Origin of the sequence: Sulfitobacter brevis, assembly GCF_900112755.1 — a bacterium.
GTDB lineage: Bacteria > Pseudomonadota > Alphaproteobacteria > Rhodobacterales > Rhodobacteraceae > Sulfitobacter > Sulfitobacter brevis.
Window position 1 is genome coordinate 119,361 of sequence record NZ_FOMW01000003.1, and the last position, 17,759, is coordinate 137,119.

Here is a 17,759-nt window from a genome sequence, read left to right on the forward strand (position 1 = left end):
CCCCCGCCACGCGGGCAGGAGCGCTAGATTTTAGTTGTCTTCGCCGAGTTTCGGTGCGGGCCGGTGCAAGGCAAGTTCAGCACCCGAGAAGGTGAAGGGCGAGCGCAAGCCCGGCACGCCGTCCAGCTCGATCTGCATGCCGCGGGCAATGACCTGCGGATCAGCCATCACATCGGCCAGATCATTGATCGGCCCTGCGGGCACGTTGTTGGCCTCGCAAGCTTCCAAAAGCTCATCGCGGGTGCGCAGCAAAGTCGCCTCGGTCAGCCGCCCGATCATCTCGGGGCGGTTGGCGACGCGGTCGGCGTTCTTGGCAAAATGCGGCGCTTCGGCCATGTCGCCCAGATCCAGCAAGCGGCAGAGACGTTGGTATTGCCCGTCATTGCCTGTCGCGATGATGATATGCCCGTCACTACAGGGGAAAACCTCATAGGGTGTCAGGTTGGGATGCGCATTGCCCATCCGCCCCGGTGCCTTGCCGGTGGTCAGATAGTTCATCGCCTGATTGCCCATGATCGCCACGGCGCAATCCAGCAGCGCCATGTCGATATGCTGGCCCACGCCCGTAACGCTGCGCTGATGCACGGCTGCAAGGATCGCCGTTGTCGCATAGATTCCGGTGAAGATATCGGTGATCGCCATGCCGGATTTCTGCGGCTGGCGGTCCGGCTCTCCGGTAATCGACATCAGTCCTGACATGCCTTGGATGATAAAGTCATAGCCCGCGCGATGCGCATAAGGCCCCGTCTGGCCGAAACCGGTGATTGAGCAATAGATCAGCTTGGGGAATTTTGCCGCAATGCTGGTATAGTCCAACCCGTATTTCGCCAGCCCGCCGGTCTTGAAGTTCTCGATCACGATATCAGCGTCAGCAAGCAATTCGAGTACCCGCGCCTGCCCTTCCGGCGTGCGAAAATCGACCGTGACCGAAGCTTTGCCGCGGTTGGTGGAGTGGAAATAGGAGGCGGTCACATCCTCGTCGCGGGTCACAAAGGGCGGGCCCCATTGGCGGGTATCATCGCCCTGCGGGCTTTCAACCTTGATAACTTCGCAACCCAGATCCGACAGCGTCTGACCGGCCCAAGGGCCAGCCAGAACACGTGCCAGTTCGACAACCTTCAATCCGGCAAGCGGCGCGGTCATCAGCTTTCCAATGCGGCGTCGATGATCTTTTTCATATCATCATAAGCCATGTTGGATTGCTTCTTGCCGTCGATGATAAAGCTCGGTGTCGAGGTAATATCGTCGTCTTTGGCGTTCTGCTCGTACCAAGCCACCAGCGTCTCGGCGGAGCTGGCATCTTGCAGGCACTCATCCAGCGTCTCGTTGTTCAAACCAGCCAGACGGCCAATCTTGCGCAGCTCTTCGACGATCGCAGCAGGCTCGCCCGCGCGGGTCCACTCGGACTGACCCTTGTAGATCAGATCGGCAATGCCAAAGAATTTCTCGGGTCCGCCGCAGCGCGCCACCATTGAGGCCCACAGACCAAAACGGTCAAAGAACACTTCGCGGTAAACGAACTTGACCTTGCCCGTGTCGATGTAGTCGGCCTTGAGCTTTTTAAAGACTTCATTGTGGAAGTTGGCACAATGCGGGCAGGTGTAGGAAGCGTATTCGATGATGGTCACCGGCGCATCGGCATCACCCATCACCATGTCCTGCACGCCAGATGTGTCTACATCAGCGTTAGATGTTTGCGCATTGGCGGCACCGGCCAGCGGTGTGATCTGGGTCGAGCTCGGGCCCATCTGGCGGCTGACAGCCCAGCCGCCAAGGCCAACAAGGGCGACGCCGCCCAAAATCATCGTTCTGCGATTCATGTGATATTCCTTTATTCGGCGTTTAGCGTTTGGTCTTGTTCAATACGTTCTCGCCCAGACGCGCAAGGGCGTCGCGCAAGGACGGGTCGGTGACGGGTTGCGCGGTCTCGATCGCCCTCTGGCGCAAGGCAGGGTCGACAACCGGAGCCGCCGCAGGTTTGCGCGCGGTAAATTCCACCTGTCCTTCGGCGAAACCCGTCGCGGCGGTTTGCGTGATCCGCACCCGTGCGATCGCGCTATAGCCATAGACCGCGTTCACCCGTTCGCGCAGTTTTTCCTTTTGCAATTCCAGCATCGGCGCATTGGCTCCCGTGGTCAGCAAGGTCAGGGTCGCCCCCATGCCACCGCGCCCGTAGCTTACCTCGACCGGTCGCGAAATCGCGGCGGTATCCTCGCCCGCAATCTCGGCCCAATGGGTCAGCAGGCGCGATTGCTCGAAACCGCGCTGCCCCGATGCCTTGCGGATCTGGCCTGCCAACAGGCTGTCGGTCCGTGTGAAGCCTTTTGTACTGGAACGCCGTGGCGGCATGACTATGTTCTCCGCATGATCAGCCTTAACATAAACGTCTTGCGCCCAATCGCTACCCGTCCCGCAACGGTCAGAGCATAAAGATTGCGTGAAAATTCCGACATAAGCGCCCTGCCGCGCATTTTGCTAGAATGGTATGACATGCATGCCCGCCGCATGCCGTGGCGCGTGCCGCCCGCGCAGCGCATGGCGGGCACCCTGCCCGACCCCTACCGCATATGGCTTAGCGAGGTGATGTTGCAGCAAACCACCGTTGCCACCGTTGGCGCGTATTTCGAGCGGTTTACCACGCGCTGGCCAACCGTGGCCGAACTGGCGGCGGCACAGGATGCCGATGTGATGGGCGAATGGGCGGGGCTTGGCTACTACGCCCGCGCTCGAAACTTGCTTAAATGTGCCCGTGCAGTGGTTGAACGGCACGGCGGGGCATTTCCGGCCGATCACGCCGCTCTGCTCGCCTTACCCGGCATCGGCCCCTACACGGCGGCGGCTGTTTCGGCCATCGCATTTGATCAGCCGCACACCGTGCTTGATGGCAATGTCGAGCGCGTGATCGCGCGGCTCTATGACATTCACACCCCGCTGCCCGGCGCCAAGTCCGAGCTGATGGAAAAGGCAGGGGCGCTGACCCCGCAGACCCGTCCGGGTGATTATGCACAAGCCGTGATGGACCTCGGCGCGACGATCTGCACGCCGCGCTCCCCCGCCTGCGGTATTTGCCCATGGCGCGCGCCCTGCGCCGCCCGTGCTGCGGGCACAGCGGCGGCGCTACCAAAAAAGACACCGAAGAAGGCTAAACCCGTTCGCCATGGCACGGTCTACCTCGCCCAGCGCAGCGATGGCGCATGGCTGCTCGAAACACGACCGGACAGCGGTCTGCTTGGCGGCATGTTGGGTTGGCCCGGCTCGGATTGGGTGGATAGCAGCTTGCCGATGCCCGAAAGCGCAGCACCGCTCGCCGCCAACTGGCGCGAAACGCCCGGAGAAGTCCGCCATACCTTCACCCATTTCCACCTGATCCTCCGCATCCTGCAAGCCAAAGTCGAAGTCGATGCCCGCCCCACCACAGGCCACTTTGTTCCACGTGAAAACTTCCGCCCCAGCGATCTGCCCACTGTGATGCGCAAAGCCTACGACCTTGTTCGCACCCCTTCTGCGACCGCTCTTTGAGCGCCGCTGCCCTTGCGCTATAGTCGCGGGGAAACTGGCCCGAGAGCGCATATCATGACTGCATCCAACCATATCATCCCCGCCGCCGATCTGGCCAAACTCACCCGCGCGCTGCCGTTCTGGCTGTCGCTGGCGCTGATCCCGCTGGTCTGGGTCGCGGCCTTCAATGGGGGTTGGACCATCGCGCTGCTGCCGCTGGTGACATGGTATCTGTTTACCGCTCTGGATGCGGCCCTTGGCCTCAACCTCGACAACGGCGATACCGAAGCGACCGATGAGGATCTGTTCTGGTACCGGCTTGTGACGCTCATCTGGGTACCCGCCCAAACCATCACAGTATTCGCCCTGCTGTGGTATGTGCCACGCGCCGACCACCTCGGCACCGCCGAGCGGATTTTCCTGTTCTTCGGTGTCGGCGTTATCACCGGCACCATCGGGATCAACTACAGCCACGAGTTGATGCATCAGAAAAACAAAGTTGAACGTTGGCTCGCGGATGTCCTGCTCGCAATGGTGCTCTATTCGCACTTCCGCTCAGAACACTTGCTGGTGCACCACCGCTATGTCGCGACACCGCGCGATACCGTCACCGCCCATTACAACGAAGGTTTCCACCGCTTTTACCCGCGCGTGCTGCGCCAATCGCTTAAATCCGCCTTCCGTGCCGAAAAGCAGATGCTGGCCCGCAAGGATTTGCCTTGGACTGATCTGTCCAACCCGTTCTGGCGCTACTGGGCGCTGCAAACAGGGTTTCTGCTGATCGCGCTGCTGTTGGGCGGCTGGGCGGGGCTGGGCCTGTTTCTGGTGCAAGCAAGCACTGCGATCTGGCAGCTTGAATTGGTCAATTACATCGAACACTACGGGCTGACACGCAAGCACCTCGGGAATGGCAAATACGAACATGTGGCGCCCCGCCACTCATGGAACGCTGCGCATCGCGCCTCCAACTGGCTGCTGATAAACCTGCAACGCCACTCCGACCACCACTACAAACCCGACCGCCGCTTTCCGGTTTTGCAAACCTATGGCGCAAGCGAGGCGCCACAACTACCCTATGGCTATCCGGTGATGACGATGGCCGCCATGGTCCCGCCGCTCTGGCGTCGGATCATGAACCCACGGGTCAAGAAATGGCGCGACATGTACTATCCGGAGATCACCGACTGGGCTGCTTATAACAAAGGCACGACCCCGCTGCCGCGCTAGCCCTCCCTTCATTTGGCTGGCTAAACTCCCTGCGGAGCGCCCCGCAGGTGCATTTAGGTGCTGCCTCGCAGATTGCATCCTACCCTCTTCGGCAACCAAAAAAGCCCCGCCAAAAGGCGGGGCCAAGGTGAGCGCCCTGACAAAGCGGCCCTCCTCAAGAGGACCAGTCGGGCACCGGCGGTGTTCGAAAAACTAGAGGGGAAATCCCGCTAAGAGGTCAGTTGGCCATCTCGGCGCGGATCTGCTGGCGCAGGATGTCGATGGGCACAGTCTTGCCCTCGCGCTTGAAGCACCAATAGGTCCAGCCATTACAGCTTGGCGCCTTTTCATAGGCCGCACCAACCTGGTGGATCGATCCCTTAACATCGCTGCCAATCAGCGTGCCATCGGCCCGCACCTTGGCAGTGTGACGCCCGTTGAGGGAATACAACTGCTCGCCCGGACGCAGCATGCCGCGCTCGACCAACTGGCCAAAGGGCACGCGCGGTTCAGCGCGCTTGGATGTCGTGGTTTGCAAGGCATCGCGGTCATAGCGGCGCACCGCGTCGATGCGTTTTGTTGCAACCTTGCGATAAGCTTCCTCACGCTCGATCCCGATGAAATCACGGCCGAGCATCTTGGCAACCGCGCCTGTGGTGCCTGTCCCGAAGAACGGGTCCAAGACCACATCGCCGGGATTGGTCGACCCGACCAGCACACGGTGCAACAGCGATTCGGGCTTTTGCGTCGGATGTGCCTTATCACCGTCCTCATTCTTCAGGCGCTCATGGCCGGTGCAGATCGGCAGCACCCAGTCAGAGCGCATCTGGATGCCCTCATTCAACGCCTTCAGCGCCTCATAGTTAAAGGTGTATTTCGCATTCTCGTCCTTGCCCGCCCAGATCATCGTCTCATGGGCATTGGTCAGGCGTTTGCCACGGAAGTTCGGCATCGGGTTCGACTTGCGCCACACTACGTCATTCAAAATCCAGTAGCCCTGATCCTGCAAAGCAGAGCCAACGCGGAAAATATTGTGGTAGCTGCCGATCACCCAAATCGCCCCATTCGGTTTGAGCAAGCGGCGCGCTGCTTTCAACCATGCACGGGTGAATTCGTCATAAACCTTGAAGCTTGCAAACTGGTCCCACTCGTCATCGACAGCATCGACTTTCGAGTTGTCAGGGCGATGTAAATCGCCCCGCAATTGCAAGTTATACGGCGGGTCAGCGAATATCAGATCGACGCTCTGTTCAGGCAAGCTGTTCATCACATCAATGCAGTCGCCCGCAATAATTTCGTTCAAGGGAAGTGCCGCAGCACCCTTTGTCATGGTCTTCATATCTCTGCCTCTGTCCCCGGCACATTTTGTGCTCTTGGTTGTCTAGCAGGATGATTCAGAAGCGATTCGCGGTCAAATTCTTTTTTGAATCAAGTGATTAGGTTTTAATCTTGATACAACATCTTGTGGACCGGTTTGAACGAACGTCTATGGTGTGGGGTCACACCAAGATTTTGCAGCGCCGCTATGTGGCTTTTTGATCCATATCCCATGTTGGTCTCCCACCCATAACCCGGGTGCTGTTGCGCCAAGGACAACATGACACAATCTCGACATATTTTGGCCACGATTGAGGCCGCTGAAATCGACACACAGCGCGCATCTCCGCCGATCACCGTCCGGGTCGGCAGCGCCAGACCGCGGGGCACCATATTGCCATCGATCAAGGCATAATCCGGGGGGGCGGAAAGACCCTCCAGCGCCCGTACCATCGCCAGATGGCTGGCGCGCAGGATGTTGATATCTTCGATTTCCTCAACACTGGCATGACCGATGCTGATTTCCGCAACCTCAAGGATTTGCGCATTCAGCAGTGCCCGACGCTTCGGGGTCAGCTTTTTCGAATCGTTCAACCCCTCCGGGATGCGCGCCGGATCCAAGACCACAGCCGCCGCCGTCACCGGCCCCGCCAACGGGCCGCGCCCGACCTCGTCCACCCCTGCGATCCGCAGGTATCCGCTGTCTCGCGCCAGGGTCTCGAAGGAGTAATCGGGTATCAACATAGCTTGATGTAAAACCGCAGAACGGCCCGAACCGCAAGGTCCGGACCGTTCGCTAATAGAACTACTCGTTACGAACAATCACCAGATGCGACATCGCACTGGCGTAAAAAGAAAAGGGGAGATGCCCGAACATCTCCCCCTTTCGAACCGGACGGCAGGGACGTGCCCTCCGGTCAAGGCGAGCGGGATTTACCCGCGCGCCAAGCTGTAACCGGCATCGCGCAGACAACGCGCCTCATAGGCGTCCTGTCGACCTTGCTCGGTATTCACGCTCACCAGACAGCCCGCAGGCATCCGGTTTGCAAACTCATAGCTGCGCTCCAGACAGTCGGACCGGAAAACCTGCTGGCTTTCGATGCGACCGCCGTAGCTGCGGAAACATTCCGCTGGCAGCATTTTGGTATCTACATTGCTAGGCAGCGGGCGTGGCTGCACCTGTGGCGGCAACGGGCGCACCTCGACCTGTGGAGTGCCCTGATAGGCCTCTCGCGTGGCAGAGCGGTAGCGGTCTGCCTCATAGGCCTGTGGCCGTGCCTGCGGGCGCAGCGCCGAATAGAGTGGCTCTATGCGCTGACGCGGGGCATACACAAGCTCCGGGGCCGGCTGACGGCGCGAGATCACTTTCTGGCGCTCTCTTTTGTTCTTGTCGTAAATGATCTTGCCCACCACAGCGGCACCAAGGATCACAGCCAGCGTTCTAGCAATATCATCGTCATCGCCGGCATAGGCAGGGGCCGCGCCCATGGCAGTTACGGCGAGGGATGCCGCAACGATAAGGGCAATAAATCTACGATACATGTACAGTCCTTTCTTTAGTGCGCCCGCTGGCCCTGTGATGCACCACATTCAGCAGCGCCAGATCCAGTAAGACGAGGTAGGCAGTTTCGGGATTCGTCGTTCGTGCCACCAACTTGGGATTATCGCGCCAGACAGGCAATAACGCCTACATGTTATCCAATAACACGCGGGCCAAGCCCCCACGGATATTGAATATCAGCGGCAGAGGTCGCATGACTAGCGAATGAAAAACATAACTCTCTCCCTTTTTATCTTCCTCATGGTCGGTTCAGCCCTGCCCGCCGCTGCGGCAAGCTGCTATGCCGACTATAAAGCCAAGCAGGACAACCCGCTCCGGCTGCACTATGGTGTGGCTCAAGTGGACGGAACCTGCGATGTCGGCTCTGCCAAGACCGAGCTTTCAGCACGTCTGTCCGAACAGGGCTGGACCTTGCTGAACATCCTCTCGGTGTTCGGCGAGGACGGATTGGAAAAGAGGAAAGACAGTGCAGGACCTAACTACCTCCGCTTCTGACATGCGCCGTTTTGGCGGGCGATTTGTTGGTGGGGGGCTCGCGGCAATCGTCGTTGTCTTGGCCGTGGGCCTTGGCGTGCTGCTCTGGGCCCTGCCCGACGGCAACCTGTTCAATGCGCAAGTCGAGCGGATCTTCATCGAGAATGATGATCTGACCTCCGCCTCCGAGATCAAGCTGCTGGAAATCCTCGCACAATCCGGCACCGCTTTCTCCGACACATTGGCAAGCTACCGCATTGTTATCTCGGTGCTGCTGGTGTTTGCCACCGCCATGCTGATCGCCGCACTGGTGTTTTTAATCATGTTGATCGGCTTCAACCGCCGCATGGCCCAGATTGAACGCGTCGGCATTCAGGTCAATTCCCTGCTGATCAGCCGCGAAGAAAACACCGTCTACCTCAACAACCTCGGCTTCAAGCTCACCGGTGCCGCGATGGAAACCATGAGCGTGCTGGCCGAAGCCCGGATGGATGATGACGTGCTATCCGGCTCTGAAATCGAAGGCATGATCTCGGGCCGCAACGCCGCCGATTGCGACGAGGCCGCTGGCGCCACCCGAATCAAGCGTTTGCGCGACACGCTGGGCAACCAGATCGTCTCGGAACTGCTGGTCAAAAATATTGCCCGTCGCGGCTATATGCTGGCCATCGACAAAGACGTGATCAAGGTCATCTGATCCGCCTTTCATTCGGCAGGTTAAACTCCGGGGGAACTCGCTGCCTGCCGCGATGGGGGCAGCGCCCCCTTCTCCCTGCGTGGCGGATACGCATCCAACCTCTGGTCAAACACCAAACTTCGCGTCTAGGGTGCGGCAAACGCCAAACCCGAGGACACCGCCAATGCCCGCCCCGCTCAACCCTTTCAAACACTCTCTCGCCCAAGGGCAAACGCTGTTTGGCTGCTGGCTCGGCCTCGCCGATACCCTCACCACCGAACTGGTCGGTACCGCAGGGTTTGACTGGCTGGTGATTGACGGCGAACACGCCCCGAACGATCTGCGCTCGATCACGGCACAATTGCAGGTGCTTGAAGCCAGCAACAGCCACGCGGTCGTGCGCGTCCCCTTGGGCGAGACCTACCTGATCAAGCAGGTCCTTGATGCAGGTGCACAAACAGTTCTGGTGCCGATGGTCGATAGTGCTGATCAGGCCCGACAGTTGGTGCGCGATGTCACCTACCCGCCGCATGGCGACCGCGGTGTGGGTTATGCTGTCAGCCGCGCCGGTCGTTTCTCTATGACGGCAGACTACGGCACTACCGCCGATGCGCAGATTTGCCTGCTCGTGCAGGTCGAAAGCCTGCGCGGCCTGGCGGCGCTGGATGACATCCTTAAGGTCGAGGGCGTGGACGGCGTGTTCATCGGCCCTGCCGATCTCGCCGCTGACATGGGACACATGGGCGACCTCATGCACGGCGAGGTGCAATCCGCGATCATGGATGCGCTGACACGAATCGCGGCCTCCGGCAAAGCAGGCGGTATCCTTTCTACCAATGACATCATGACCCAAGCGGCCCTCGCGGCGGGCGCACGATTTGTCGCTGTTGGGGCCGATGTGCTGCTGCTCAGCCACGCGGCCCAAGCGCTGGCCACCAAATGGAAGAACACCCTGAAATGACCCCCGGCATCCTGCTTTTGGGGCTGGCCTATGTGCTCAGCCAGTTCTTCCGCGCCTTCCTTGCGGTGCTCTCCCCATTCTTGGCCAATGACTTGGGCACCACGCCCGATGATCTCGCCTTTGCGTCGGGCATGTGGTTCCTCGCCTTTGCCGCAATGCAAATTCCGATTGGAGCCGCGCTTGATTCTATCGGGCCGCGGCGCACGGCGGGATGGCTTTTGTTGATCGGCGGCGGCGGTGGGGCGGCGGTCTTTGCTTTGGCGACGACAGCGCTGCATGTCTCAATCGCGATGACGCTGATCGGGGTCGGTTGTGCGCCGGTGCTGATGGCGTCCTACTATATCTTTGCGCGGCAATACCCGCCTGCGCAATTTGCCGTGCTGGCCTCGGTGATGGTCGGCTTGGGCAGTTTCGGCAATCTGGTCGCCTCCTACCCGATGGGCCTCGCCGCCGAGACGATGGGCTGGCGCAATGCGCTCTGGGGCTTGGGTGGCATCTCGGCATTGGTTGCCTTTGGTACGCTGGCCTTGGTGAAAGATCCACCGCGTGTAGAGGGCGAAACCAAGGGATCGCTGCTAGAGCTTTTCAAACTGCGGATGCTGTGGTTCATCTTCCCGCTGATGGGCGTCAGCTATGCCATTTCCGGCGCTACCCGCGGGCTTTGGATCGGGCCTTACCTCACCGACGTGTTCAATGCCAATGTCAGCACAATCGGTTTCGCCACATTGATGATGGGGCTGGCGATGATCGCGGGCACACTGGCTTACGGGCCGCTGGACCGGATGCTGGGCTCGCGCAAATGGATGATCGCAGGCGGCACGGCGCTGACCCTGATCGCAGCGGCAGTATTGATCGTCTATCCCGCAACCTCGCTGACCCTGTCCGTAGCAATGCTCTGTGCCATCGGCTTTTTCGGCGCCTCCTATCCGGTGATCATGGCCCATGGCCGCAGCTTTCTGCCGCCGCATCTGATCGGGCGCGGCGTGACGATGCTCAATCTCTTCAGCATTGGCGGCGTCGGGGTTTTGCAGTTTCTGTCAGGGCGGGTTTATACGGCTGGCCTGCCCGCCGCCGCGGTCGAAATGCCGTTCCGCGCGGTGTTCATCCTGTTCACCGCCTGTCTTGTCGTAGGCTTTGTTATCTATCTCTTTAGCCGCGACAGCGCGCGGCAGTGATTGCGCCCCTTCCCTTGGGGGCGCTGGCGCGTTAAAGGGCGCGGACCATCACACATCAATATTGGAGAATTCAGATGGGTTATCGCGTCGCCGTCGTGGGCGCCACAGGTAATGTGGGCCGCGAAATGCTGAACATTCTGGCCGAGCGCCAGTTCCCCGTGGACGAAATCGTCGCCTTAGCCAGCCGCCGCTCGCTGGGTACGGAAGTCAGCTTTGGTGACCGAACGCTCAAATGCAAAGACCTTGATAGCTTTGATTTCAAGGGCTGGGATATGGCGCTGTTTGCTGTTGGCTCCGAGGCCACCAAAAAGTACGCCCCCTCCGCTGCGAAGGCAGGCTGCGTGGTCATCGATAACTCGTCCCTGTACCGCTATGATCCGGACGTCCCGCTGATCGTGCCTGAGGTTAACCCGCAGGCGGTGCATGGCTATTCCAAGAAAAACATCATCGCCAACCCGAACTGCTCTACCGCGCAGATGGTTGTGGCGTTGAAGCCTTTGCACGACCGCGCCACCATCAAGCGCGTCGTCGTCAGCACCTATCAATCGGTGTCAGGCGCGGGCAAGGATGGCATGGACGAGCTTTGGGACCAGACCAAGTCGATCTACAACCCGACCGACGACAAGCCCGCCAAGAAGTTCACCAAGCAGATCGCCTTCAACGTTATTCCGCATATCGACGTCTTCATGGAAGACGGCTCGACCAAAGAAGAGTGGAAGATGGTCGCCGAGACCAAAAAGATTATCGACACCTCGATCAAGGTTACGGCGACTTGCGTGCGGGTGCCGGTATTTGTCGGCCACTCCGAAGCGATCAACATCGAGTTTGAAGACCACCTCGACGAAGCCGAAGCCCGCGACATTCTGCGCGAAGCACCCGGCATCATGGTGATCGATAAGCGCGAAGACGGTGGCTATGTCACGCCGATTGAATGTGTCGGCGATTTCGCGACATTCATCAGCCGGATCCGTCAGGACAGCACCATCGATAACGGTCTGAACCTGTGGTGTGTGAGTGATAACCTGCGCAAGGGTGCTGCCCTGAACGCGGTACAGATCGCCGAGCTTCTGGGGCGCGAGTGCCTCAAGAAGGGCTGATCAGCCATTATACTTGAATTAAGGCCGCCCCTCGGGGCGGCCTTTTTCGTTTGAGCTGATGTCGAAAACACAAGCCCCTGCGCATTTTTGGGCTCGGGAGGTTGGCTGCGCTAAACCGGCATAAACAGCTCTTTCTCGGTATTGTAGTATTCCAGCCCGCCTTCGCCGATATCGGTCCAAAGGCCGTGCAGGGTCAATTCGCCCGCTGATACCTTCTCGCCGATCCACGGGAAGGTCATCAGGTTTTCGAGCGAGGTCATCACCGCGTGTTTCTCGAGCTGGCGCTGCTGTTCGTCGGCATCCGCGATATCCGCCACGACCTCGTATTTCGGGCGCAACAGGTCCATCCAGCGGCCCACGAAGCTATCTTTGGCATCCAGATCGGGGGCTTTGCCCTGACACATGTTGATACAGCCCTGCACCCCGCCGCAGTTTGAGTGTCCGAGCACAATTAAATGCGCCACTTTAAGCGCCCGCACCGCATATTCCACCGCAGCCGAGGTCCCGTGCTGGGCACCGTCAGGTTGGTAGGGCGGCACCAGATTGGCGATATTGCGGTGAATAAAGAATTCGCCCTGATCCGCCCCGAAAATCGAGGTGACATGGACGCGGCTGTCGCAGCACGAGATCACCATCGCGCGCGGGTGTTGGCCATCGGAGGCAAGGCGGCGGTACCATGACTGGTTTTCCGCATACCCGGTCGCCTTCCAACCATGATATCGCTGCACCAAGTAGTTTGGCAGGGGTTTGGCATTGTCCATGTCAGTTCAGTCCTATCGGTTGATAGCCTTCGGGATATCCCAAATTCCCCGATAATTCGAGGGATAATACGTTTGGCTCTCAATCATTTCGTTACACCTTGGGGCCAGTGTGCAGCCAAGGCGTGGGGGCCGGGAAAGGGTAAAACTTGATGCAGGTACTACAAATTCGACCGACCGAGCAGGTCGACGTCAATCCCGATCAGCTTGGCGTGCTTTACGCCCAGCTTGGGGAAGCGGGGGCGGAAGATGTCGTGTGTCGCGCGATGGAGGAACTGGCCCTGCGCATGGCGCAATGTGACCGGCTTTATTGCGGCCGCGAATGGGTGGATTTGCGCAAGAATACGCGCTCGCTCATCGCGATTGCCGAACAGATCGGTATGTATTCGGTTGCACGGGTGGCGCGCGACGTGACCCACTGTCTGGATGCCGAGGACCAGATCGCGGTGGCCGCAACGCTTTCGCGGTTGATCCGCATCGGAGAGAGATCGCTGGCTGCCATCTGGGAGACCTCGGACGTGAGCATCTGATCGCTTGCGGGCACCGCTGTTTCATCTAGTCTGCGGGCATTCGCCATCAGACCGGAAAGCGCCCCATGCCCGCAACATTTGCCGACCCCGCCACCCCTTCCATTCCCTTGCATGTGATCAGCGAGGATGGGCTAAAAGACTGGTCGCAGGATCAACCGGAACGGATCGCTAATTGGATTGATTCTCAAGGCTTTACCGGTGCAATTGGCCAAGCAGTCACTCTGGCAGACGAAAACGGGCGGCCATCGGTGGCTCTCGCGGGCTATGGCACTAAAGCCACCCGTGCACGCGGGCGGTTTCATCTCGCGGCCGCTGCAGCGAAACTGCCGCAGGGCACATATCGCATCGTATCGGGTTTGCCGGAAGAGGCACGCAGCATCGAGGCTCTTGGCTGGCTCCTATCGGCCTACCGGTTTGATCGCTACCGAAAACAGTCGCCATTGCGGGCTGCCCTGATTGCGCCCGAAGGCGTCGATGCGCCGCGCATTGAGGCACAGGTTGAGGGCGAATGGCTCACGCGCGACCTAATTAACACACCCGCCGCCGACATGGGCCCGCCCGAGTTGGAACAGGCTGCCCGCGACCTCGCACAGCGGCATGATGCAACGATCGAGGTAATTACCGGCGATGCCCTTCTGGAGCAAAATTTCCCGATGATTCACGCTGTCGGGCGCGCTGCTGACCGCGCGCCGCGGCTGATTGACATGTCTTGGGGCAATGCCGGCCCTAAGATTACTCTCGTCGGGAAAGGCGTTTGTTTTGATACCGGCGGGTTAGATTTGAAACCGGCAGCCTCCATGGGGTTGATGAAAAAAGATATGGGCGGAGCAGCTGCGGTGCTGGGTCTAGCCCATATGGTCATGGCAACGCAGATAAAAATCCAGCTGCGCGTGCTGATCCCCGCCGTGGAAAACTCGGTCGCTGGCAATGCGTTCAGACCGCAAGACATCCTGACCTCGCGCAAGGGCCTGACCGTCGAGATCAACAACACCGATGCCGAAGGCCGCCTTGTGCTGGCTGACGCCTTGGCGCTCGCTGACGAAGATGGAGCGGATCACATCATTTCGATGGCCACGCTCACGGGTGCTGCCCGCGTCGCAGTCGGCCCCGATTTGGCCCCTTATTACAGTGATGATGAGACATTCATTTCTGCGCTTGAAAACGCGGGCCGCGACCAAGCCGATCCGGTTTGGCGGATGCCCTTCCACACCCCTTACGAGCCGATGATCGAACCCGGTATCGCTGATCTGGATAACGCGCCTGCAGGCGGCTTTGCAGGCTCGATCACCGCCGCGCTGTTCCTGCGCCGTTTTGTCTCCGACAGCCGCTATGCCCATTTCGATATCTACGGCTGGCAACCCAAAGATGCGCCCGCACGCGCCAAAGGCGGGGCAGGTCAAGCCACGCGGGCCTTGCTCGCAACACTTGCAACCTTGGCAAACCAATGACCGATCGGCGCCTTACTCCTGATCCGGCCTTGATTACCGAAAAAACCACGGCACAGATCGCGACACCCGTTTGCGACCTGCGCCGCAGCCCCGCTGGCCCCCGAGACCGGCAGTTGCTGTTTGGCGAAATCGTCACAGTCCTGAATACAACTGACGGCTGGACCTACGTCCAAGCCGACAAGGACGGCTACTGCGGCTTTGTCCAGACCACTGCGATCAGCGCAGCAGATGCGGCAACCCACCGCGTCAGCGCCCCCGCAACACATGTTTATGCAGAGCCAAACATCAAGTCACCTGACCAGACCAGCCTCAGCTTCGGCAGCTTGCTTTGCGTCACTGCAACGACTGGCAATTTCGCCGAAACCAGCGCCGGATTTGTGCCGCTCACTCATTTGGCTCCGCAGGGCACCTATGCTTCGGACCCCGCAGCCGTCGCCGCTCTCTTCCTCGGCACCCCATACCTCTGGGGCGGCAACAGCCGCTGGGGCATTGATTGCTCGGGTTTGGTCCAAGCCGCACTTCTGGCATGCGGCATTCCCTGCCCTGCCGACAGCGATATCCAATCGGCAATCTGCAATCCCGCCGTAGGCCCCTACCAACGCAACGATTTAATCTTCTGGAAAGGTCACGTCGCCATCGTCAGCGACCCCGACACAATTTTACACGCCAACGGGCACAGCATGTCGGTCGCCTATGAGCCTCTCACCGCCGCGATCAACCGCATTGCCGCGCAAGGCGAAGGTTCGGTCACTGCCCATCGCCGCTTTTAACTTATTTTTGACCGGAAATTTCCGACACAGACCGCTCAGTCGTCGACCGCCCGTATCAATTTGCGCTCCAAAACCCGCAACACGGCTTTCAAATCATGGCCTCGGCGCAACACCTGCCCGCCGGTACCCATCACCGCATACATGCCCTGCTTGCTCCGCAGCCTGGGCCGTTTTTCAATCCGGTAAAGCGGTATCTCGGCCGTGCGCCGGAAGACCGAGAATACTGCCACCTCGCGCAAACACGAGATTCTGTAATCCCGCCATTCTCCGGCTGCAACCATGCGCCCGTAGAGTGACAAAATAACCGACAATTCGGTGCGGTGAAAAGCAACCTGCTCGGGCGCGCGCTCAAAGGGGGTGACAGCGGGATCTGTGTGGATTGTCATGATTTGACAGTTGCGCTGATCCGGCGCCAAATCAAGTCTCCAGCCGCAGCAAAATTTATTGAAAGCGTTACAGTTTCATGTAATCTTCCAAAAAATTGAAACATAAGAGTGCCTCATGACGCCCCAAGACCGCGCCCGCAAATGTGCCGAATTGATGTTCTCTCGGGATACCGCCTCGGCTGGTCTGGGCATGCAAATCACCCATATTGCTCCCGGCGCCGCGACGCTGACAATGCGGGTCGGACCCGCGATGCTCAACGGTCACGGCATCTGCCACGGCGGCTTTATCTTCACACTCGCCGATAGCGCCTTCGCCTTTGCCTGCAACAGCTACAACCAGAATACGGTCGCCCAGCAAAACCAGATCACCTATCTCGCGCCGGGCCGTGCCGCAGAGTTGCTCAAGGCAACAGCGGTTGAGACATCCCGCAGCGGACGCTCTGGCATTTATGATGTCACTGTCACCGGAGAGGACGGGCGTGTAGTGGCCCTGTTTCGAGGGCTATCACGGAGCATCAAAGGCCAGCATTTCCCCGAGGAGGACCTTGAGACATGAAAGACCTGACACCCGACCAGAGCAGCCTCGACCCGATCGAAATTGCCAGCCGCGACGAAATCACCGCCCTGCAAACCGAGCGTCTGAAATGGTCGCTGCGCCATGCCTATGACAACGTGCCCTTCTACCGCAAAAGCTTTGACGATGCGGGCGTACATCCCGACGACCTGAAGTCGCTGTCGGACCTCGCGAAATTCCCCTTCACTGTCAAAACCGACCTGCGCGACAATTATCCCTTCGGCATGTTCGCCGTGCCACGCGAACAGGTGGCACGCATCCACGCCTCCTCGGGCACCACCGGTCAGCCAACGGTGGTCGGCTACACCAAGAAAGATCTGGAAAACTGGGGTTCCGTCGTGGCGAGGTCGCTGCGCGCGGCGGGCATGCGCCCCGGTGACATGCTGCATAACGCTTATGGTTATGGGCTTTTTACGGGCGGTTTGGGCATTCACCTTGGCGCCGATGCGCTGGGGCTTTCAACCTATCCAATTTCTGGCGGCATGACCCCGCGGCAGGTCCGGTTGATTGAAGATTTCAAACCTAAAGGCATCACCGTCACTCCCTCCTATGCCTTGTCGATCTTGGATGAATTCGCCGCGCAAGGCCTTGATCCGCGCGACTGCTCGCTTGAGGTCGGCATTTTTGGCGCCGAGCCATGGACCAACGCGATGCGGCTCGAAATCGAGCAGGCGTTCGACATGCATGCCGTCGATATCTACGGCCTCAGCGAGGTTATGGGACCCGGCGTTTCAATGGAATGTGTGGAAAGCAAGGACGGGCTGCACATTTGGGAAGATCACTTCTATCCTGAAATCGTCAATCCCGCGACGGGCGAGCCTGTGGCCGACGGCGCGCAGGGCGAGCTTGTCTTTACCTCGCTCACCAAAGAAGCCTTTCCGATTATCCGCTACCGCACCCGCGATCTGACGCGTCTGTTGGCGGGCACCGCGCGGTCGATGCGGCGGATGGAGAAGGTCACGGGGCGCAGTGACGACATGATCATCCTGCGCGGCGTCAACGTCTTCCCGACCCAGATCGAAGAAGCTTTGATGGCGACCGCAGGACTTGCCCCGCATTTCCAGATTGAGCTCACGCGCAGTGGCCGGATGGACCAGATGCGGGTCCTATGTGAATGCGCCGATGGCTCGGTCACGGGCGATACCCGCGCCGCTGCCGCCAAAGCGCTCTCGGCCCAAATCAAACAGACGGTCGGAATTTCTGTGGTTGTGGATGTAGCCGATGTCGGCGGCGTCGTCCGCTCCGAAGGCAAAGCGGTGCGGATTGTGGACAACCGCCCTAAAAGCTAAAGCGCAGATCGTTTGGGGGCATCGCCCCCGACATCCTGC

The 17,759-nt window shown here is 59.6% G+C and carries 20 protein-coding genes; 12 read left to right on the forward strand and 8 right to left on the reverse strand.

Features of this window, described 5'->3' with window-relative positions; genetic code table 11:
* Positions 1–30: 30 nt before the first annotated feature.
* Genes BM174_RS04970 through BM174_RS04980 form a run of 3 tightly spaced genes read right to left on the reverse strand, consistent with a single transcriptional unit; the run spans position 31 to position 2,349 of the window.
* Positions 31–1,143 carry a CaiB/BaiF CoA transferase family protein gene (locus BM174_RS04970; protein ID WP_093922740.1) on the reverse strand — a complete coding sequence of 371 codons (1,113 nt, stop codon included), beginning with the start codon at positions 1,141–1,143 and terminating at the stop codon, positions 31–33.
* A complete protein-coding gene (locus BM174_RS04975; RefSeq protein ID WP_093922741.1) occupies positions 1,143–1,820 on the reverse strand; it encodes a DsbA family protein in 678 nt (225 codons plus the stop codon). The genes BM174_RS04970 and BM174_RS04975 overlap by 1 nt, the downstream gene beginning before the upstream one ends.
* Positions 1,821–1,842: 22 nt before the next feature.
* Entirely contained in the window at positions 1,843–2,349 is a 507-nt protein-coding gene (locus tag BM174_RS04980) for a DUF721 domain-containing protein (protein WP_093922742.1), read from the reverse strand.
* A gap of 141 nt (positions 2,350–2,490) precedes the next feature.
* Here BM174_RS04980 and BM174_RS04985 point away from each other — a divergent pair, with 141 nt between their 5' ends.
* Together BM174_RS04985 and BM174_RS04990 are read left to right on the forward strand one after the other, a co-directional pair.
* A complete protein-coding gene (locus tag BM174_RS04985; protein WP_425442326.1) occupies positions 2,491–3,519 on the forward strand; it encodes an A/G-specific adenine glycosylase in 1,029 nt (342 codons plus the stop codon).
* A 54-nt stretch (positions 3,520–3,573) separates the two neighbouring features.
* Positions 3,574–4,725: an alkane 1-monooxygenase gene (locus BM174_RS04990; protein WP_093922744.1), complete on the forward strand. Its 1,152-nt coding sequence runs from the start codon at positions 3,574–3,576 to the stop codon at positions 4,723–4,725.
* A gap of 217 nt (positions 4,726–4,942) precedes the next feature.
* Here the strand turns inward: BM174_RS04990 and BM174_RS04995 are convergent, their stop codons facing one another.
* From BM174_RS04995 to BM174_RS05005, 3 genes are all read right to left on the reverse strand, one after another.
* Entirely contained in the window at positions 4,943–6,043 is a 1,101-nt protein-coding gene (locus BM174_RS04995) for a site-specific DNA-methyltransferase (protein WP_093922745.1), read from the reverse strand.
* A gap of 104 nt (positions 6,044–6,147) precedes the next feature.
* A complete protein-coding gene (locus BM174_RS05000) occupies positions 6,148–6,765 on the reverse strand; it encodes a ribonuclease HII (RefSeq protein ID WP_093922746.1) in 618 nt (205 codons plus the stop codon).
* A 189-nt stretch (positions 6,766–6,954) separates the two neighbouring features.
* Positions 6,955–7,563: a hypothetical protein gene (locus tag BM174_RS05005; protein ID WP_093922747.1), complete on the reverse strand. Its 609-nt coding sequence runs from the start codon at positions 7,561–7,563 to the stop codon at positions 6,955–6,957.
* Positions 7,564–7,786: 223 nt separating this feature from the next.
* Between BM174_RS05005 and BM174_RS05010 the strand changes: the two genes are divergently transcribed.
* From BM174_RS05010 to BM174_RS05030, 5 genes are all read left to right on the forward strand, one after another.
* Positions 7,787–8,077, forward strand: a complete 291-nt coding sequence (locus BM174_RS05010; protein ID WP_093922748.1) for a hypothetical protein — start codon at positions 7,787–7,789, stop codon at positions 8,075–8,077.
* 1 nt (position 8,078) lies between these two features.
* Entirely contained in the window at positions 8,079–8,753 is a 675-nt protein-coding gene (locus BM174_RS05015; protein ID WP_093922749.1) for a winged helix-turn-helix domain-containing protein, read from the forward strand.
* A 163-nt stretch (positions 8,754–8,916) separates the two neighbouring features.
* On the forward strand, positions 8,917–9,693 hold the full coding sequence (locus tag BM174_RS05020) for an HpcH/HpaI aldolase family protein (protein ID WP_093922750.1): 777 nt from the start codon (positions 8,917–8,919) through the stop codon (positions 9,691–9,693).
* Positions 9,690–10,868: an MFS transporter gene (locus BM174_RS05025; protein ID WP_093922751.1), complete on the forward strand. Its 1,179-nt coding sequence runs from the start codon at positions 9,690–9,692 to the stop codon at positions 10,866–10,868. Before BM174_RS05020 ends, BM174_RS05025 begins: the two co-directional genes overlap by 4 nt.
* A gap of 74 nt (positions 10,869–10,942) precedes the next feature.
* Positions 10,943–11,965, forward strand: coding sequence for an aspartate-semialdehyde dehydrogenase (locus tag BM174_RS05030; protein WP_093922752.1), 1,023 nt, complete (start codon positions 10,943–10,945; stop codon positions 11,963–11,965).
* Between the two features lie 110 nt (positions 11,966–12,075).
* Here the strand turns inward: BM174_RS05030 and BM174_RS05035 are convergent, their stop codons facing one another.
* On the reverse strand, positions 12,076–12,726 hold the full coding sequence (locus BM174_RS05035) for a carbonic anhydrase (RefSeq protein ID WP_093922753.1): 651 nt from the start codon (positions 12,724–12,726) through the stop codon (positions 12,076–12,078).
* Between the two features lie 149 nt (positions 12,727–12,875).
* Here BM174_RS05035 and BM174_RS05040 point away from each other — a divergent pair, with 149 nt between their 5' ends.
* The 3 genes from BM174_RS05040 to BM174_RS05050 all read left to right on the forward strand — a co-directional run bounded on the left by BM174_RS05040 (position 12,876) and on the right by BM174_RS05050 (position 15,471).
* On the forward strand, positions 12,876–13,253 hold the full coding sequence (locus BM174_RS05040; protein ID WP_093922754.1) for a hypothetical protein: 378 nt from the start codon (positions 12,876–12,878) through the stop codon (positions 13,251–13,253).
* Between the two features lie 65 nt (positions 13,254–13,318).
* On the forward strand, positions 13,319–14,701 hold the full coding sequence (locus tag BM174_RS05045) for a leucyl aminopeptidase family protein (RefSeq protein ID WP_093922755.1): 1,383 nt from the start codon (positions 13,319–13,321) through the stop codon (positions 14,699–14,701).
* Positions 14,698–15,471 (forward strand): C40 family peptidase, encoded by a 774-nt coding sequence (locus BM174_RS05050; protein ID WP_093922756.1) that lies wholly within the window; start codon positions 14,698–14,700, stop codon positions 15,469–15,471. Before BM174_RS05045 ends, BM174_RS05050 begins: the two co-directional genes overlap by 4 nt.
* Before the next feature lie 35 nt (positions 15,472–15,506).
* Here BM174_RS05050 and BM174_RS05055 read toward each other — a convergent pair whose 3' ends face one another.
* A complete protein-coding gene (locus BM174_RS05055) occupies positions 15,507–15,857 on the reverse strand; it encodes a DUF2794 domain-containing protein (protein ID WP_093922933.1) in 351 nt (116 codons plus the stop codon).
* Positions 15,858–15,972: 115 nt separating this feature from the next.
* Between BM174_RS05055 and paaI the strand changes: the two genes are divergently transcribed.
* Both paaI and paaK read left to right on the forward strand, forming a co-directional pair.
* Complete coding sequence (paaI, locus tag BM174_RS05060) at positions 15,973–16,413, forward strand: hydroxyphenylacetyl-CoA thioesterase PaaI (protein WP_093922757.1); 441 nt, start codon at positions 15,973–15,975, stop codon at positions 16,411–16,413.
* On the forward strand, positions 16,410–17,720 hold the full coding sequence (gene paaK, locus BM174_RS05065) for a phenylacetate--CoA ligase PaaK (protein ID WP_093922758.1): 1,311 nt from the start codon (positions 16,410–16,412) through the stop codon (positions 17,718–17,720). Before paaI ends, paaK begins: the two co-directional genes overlap by 4 nt.
* The last annotated feature ends 39 nt before the right edge of the window (positions 17,721–17,759 follow it).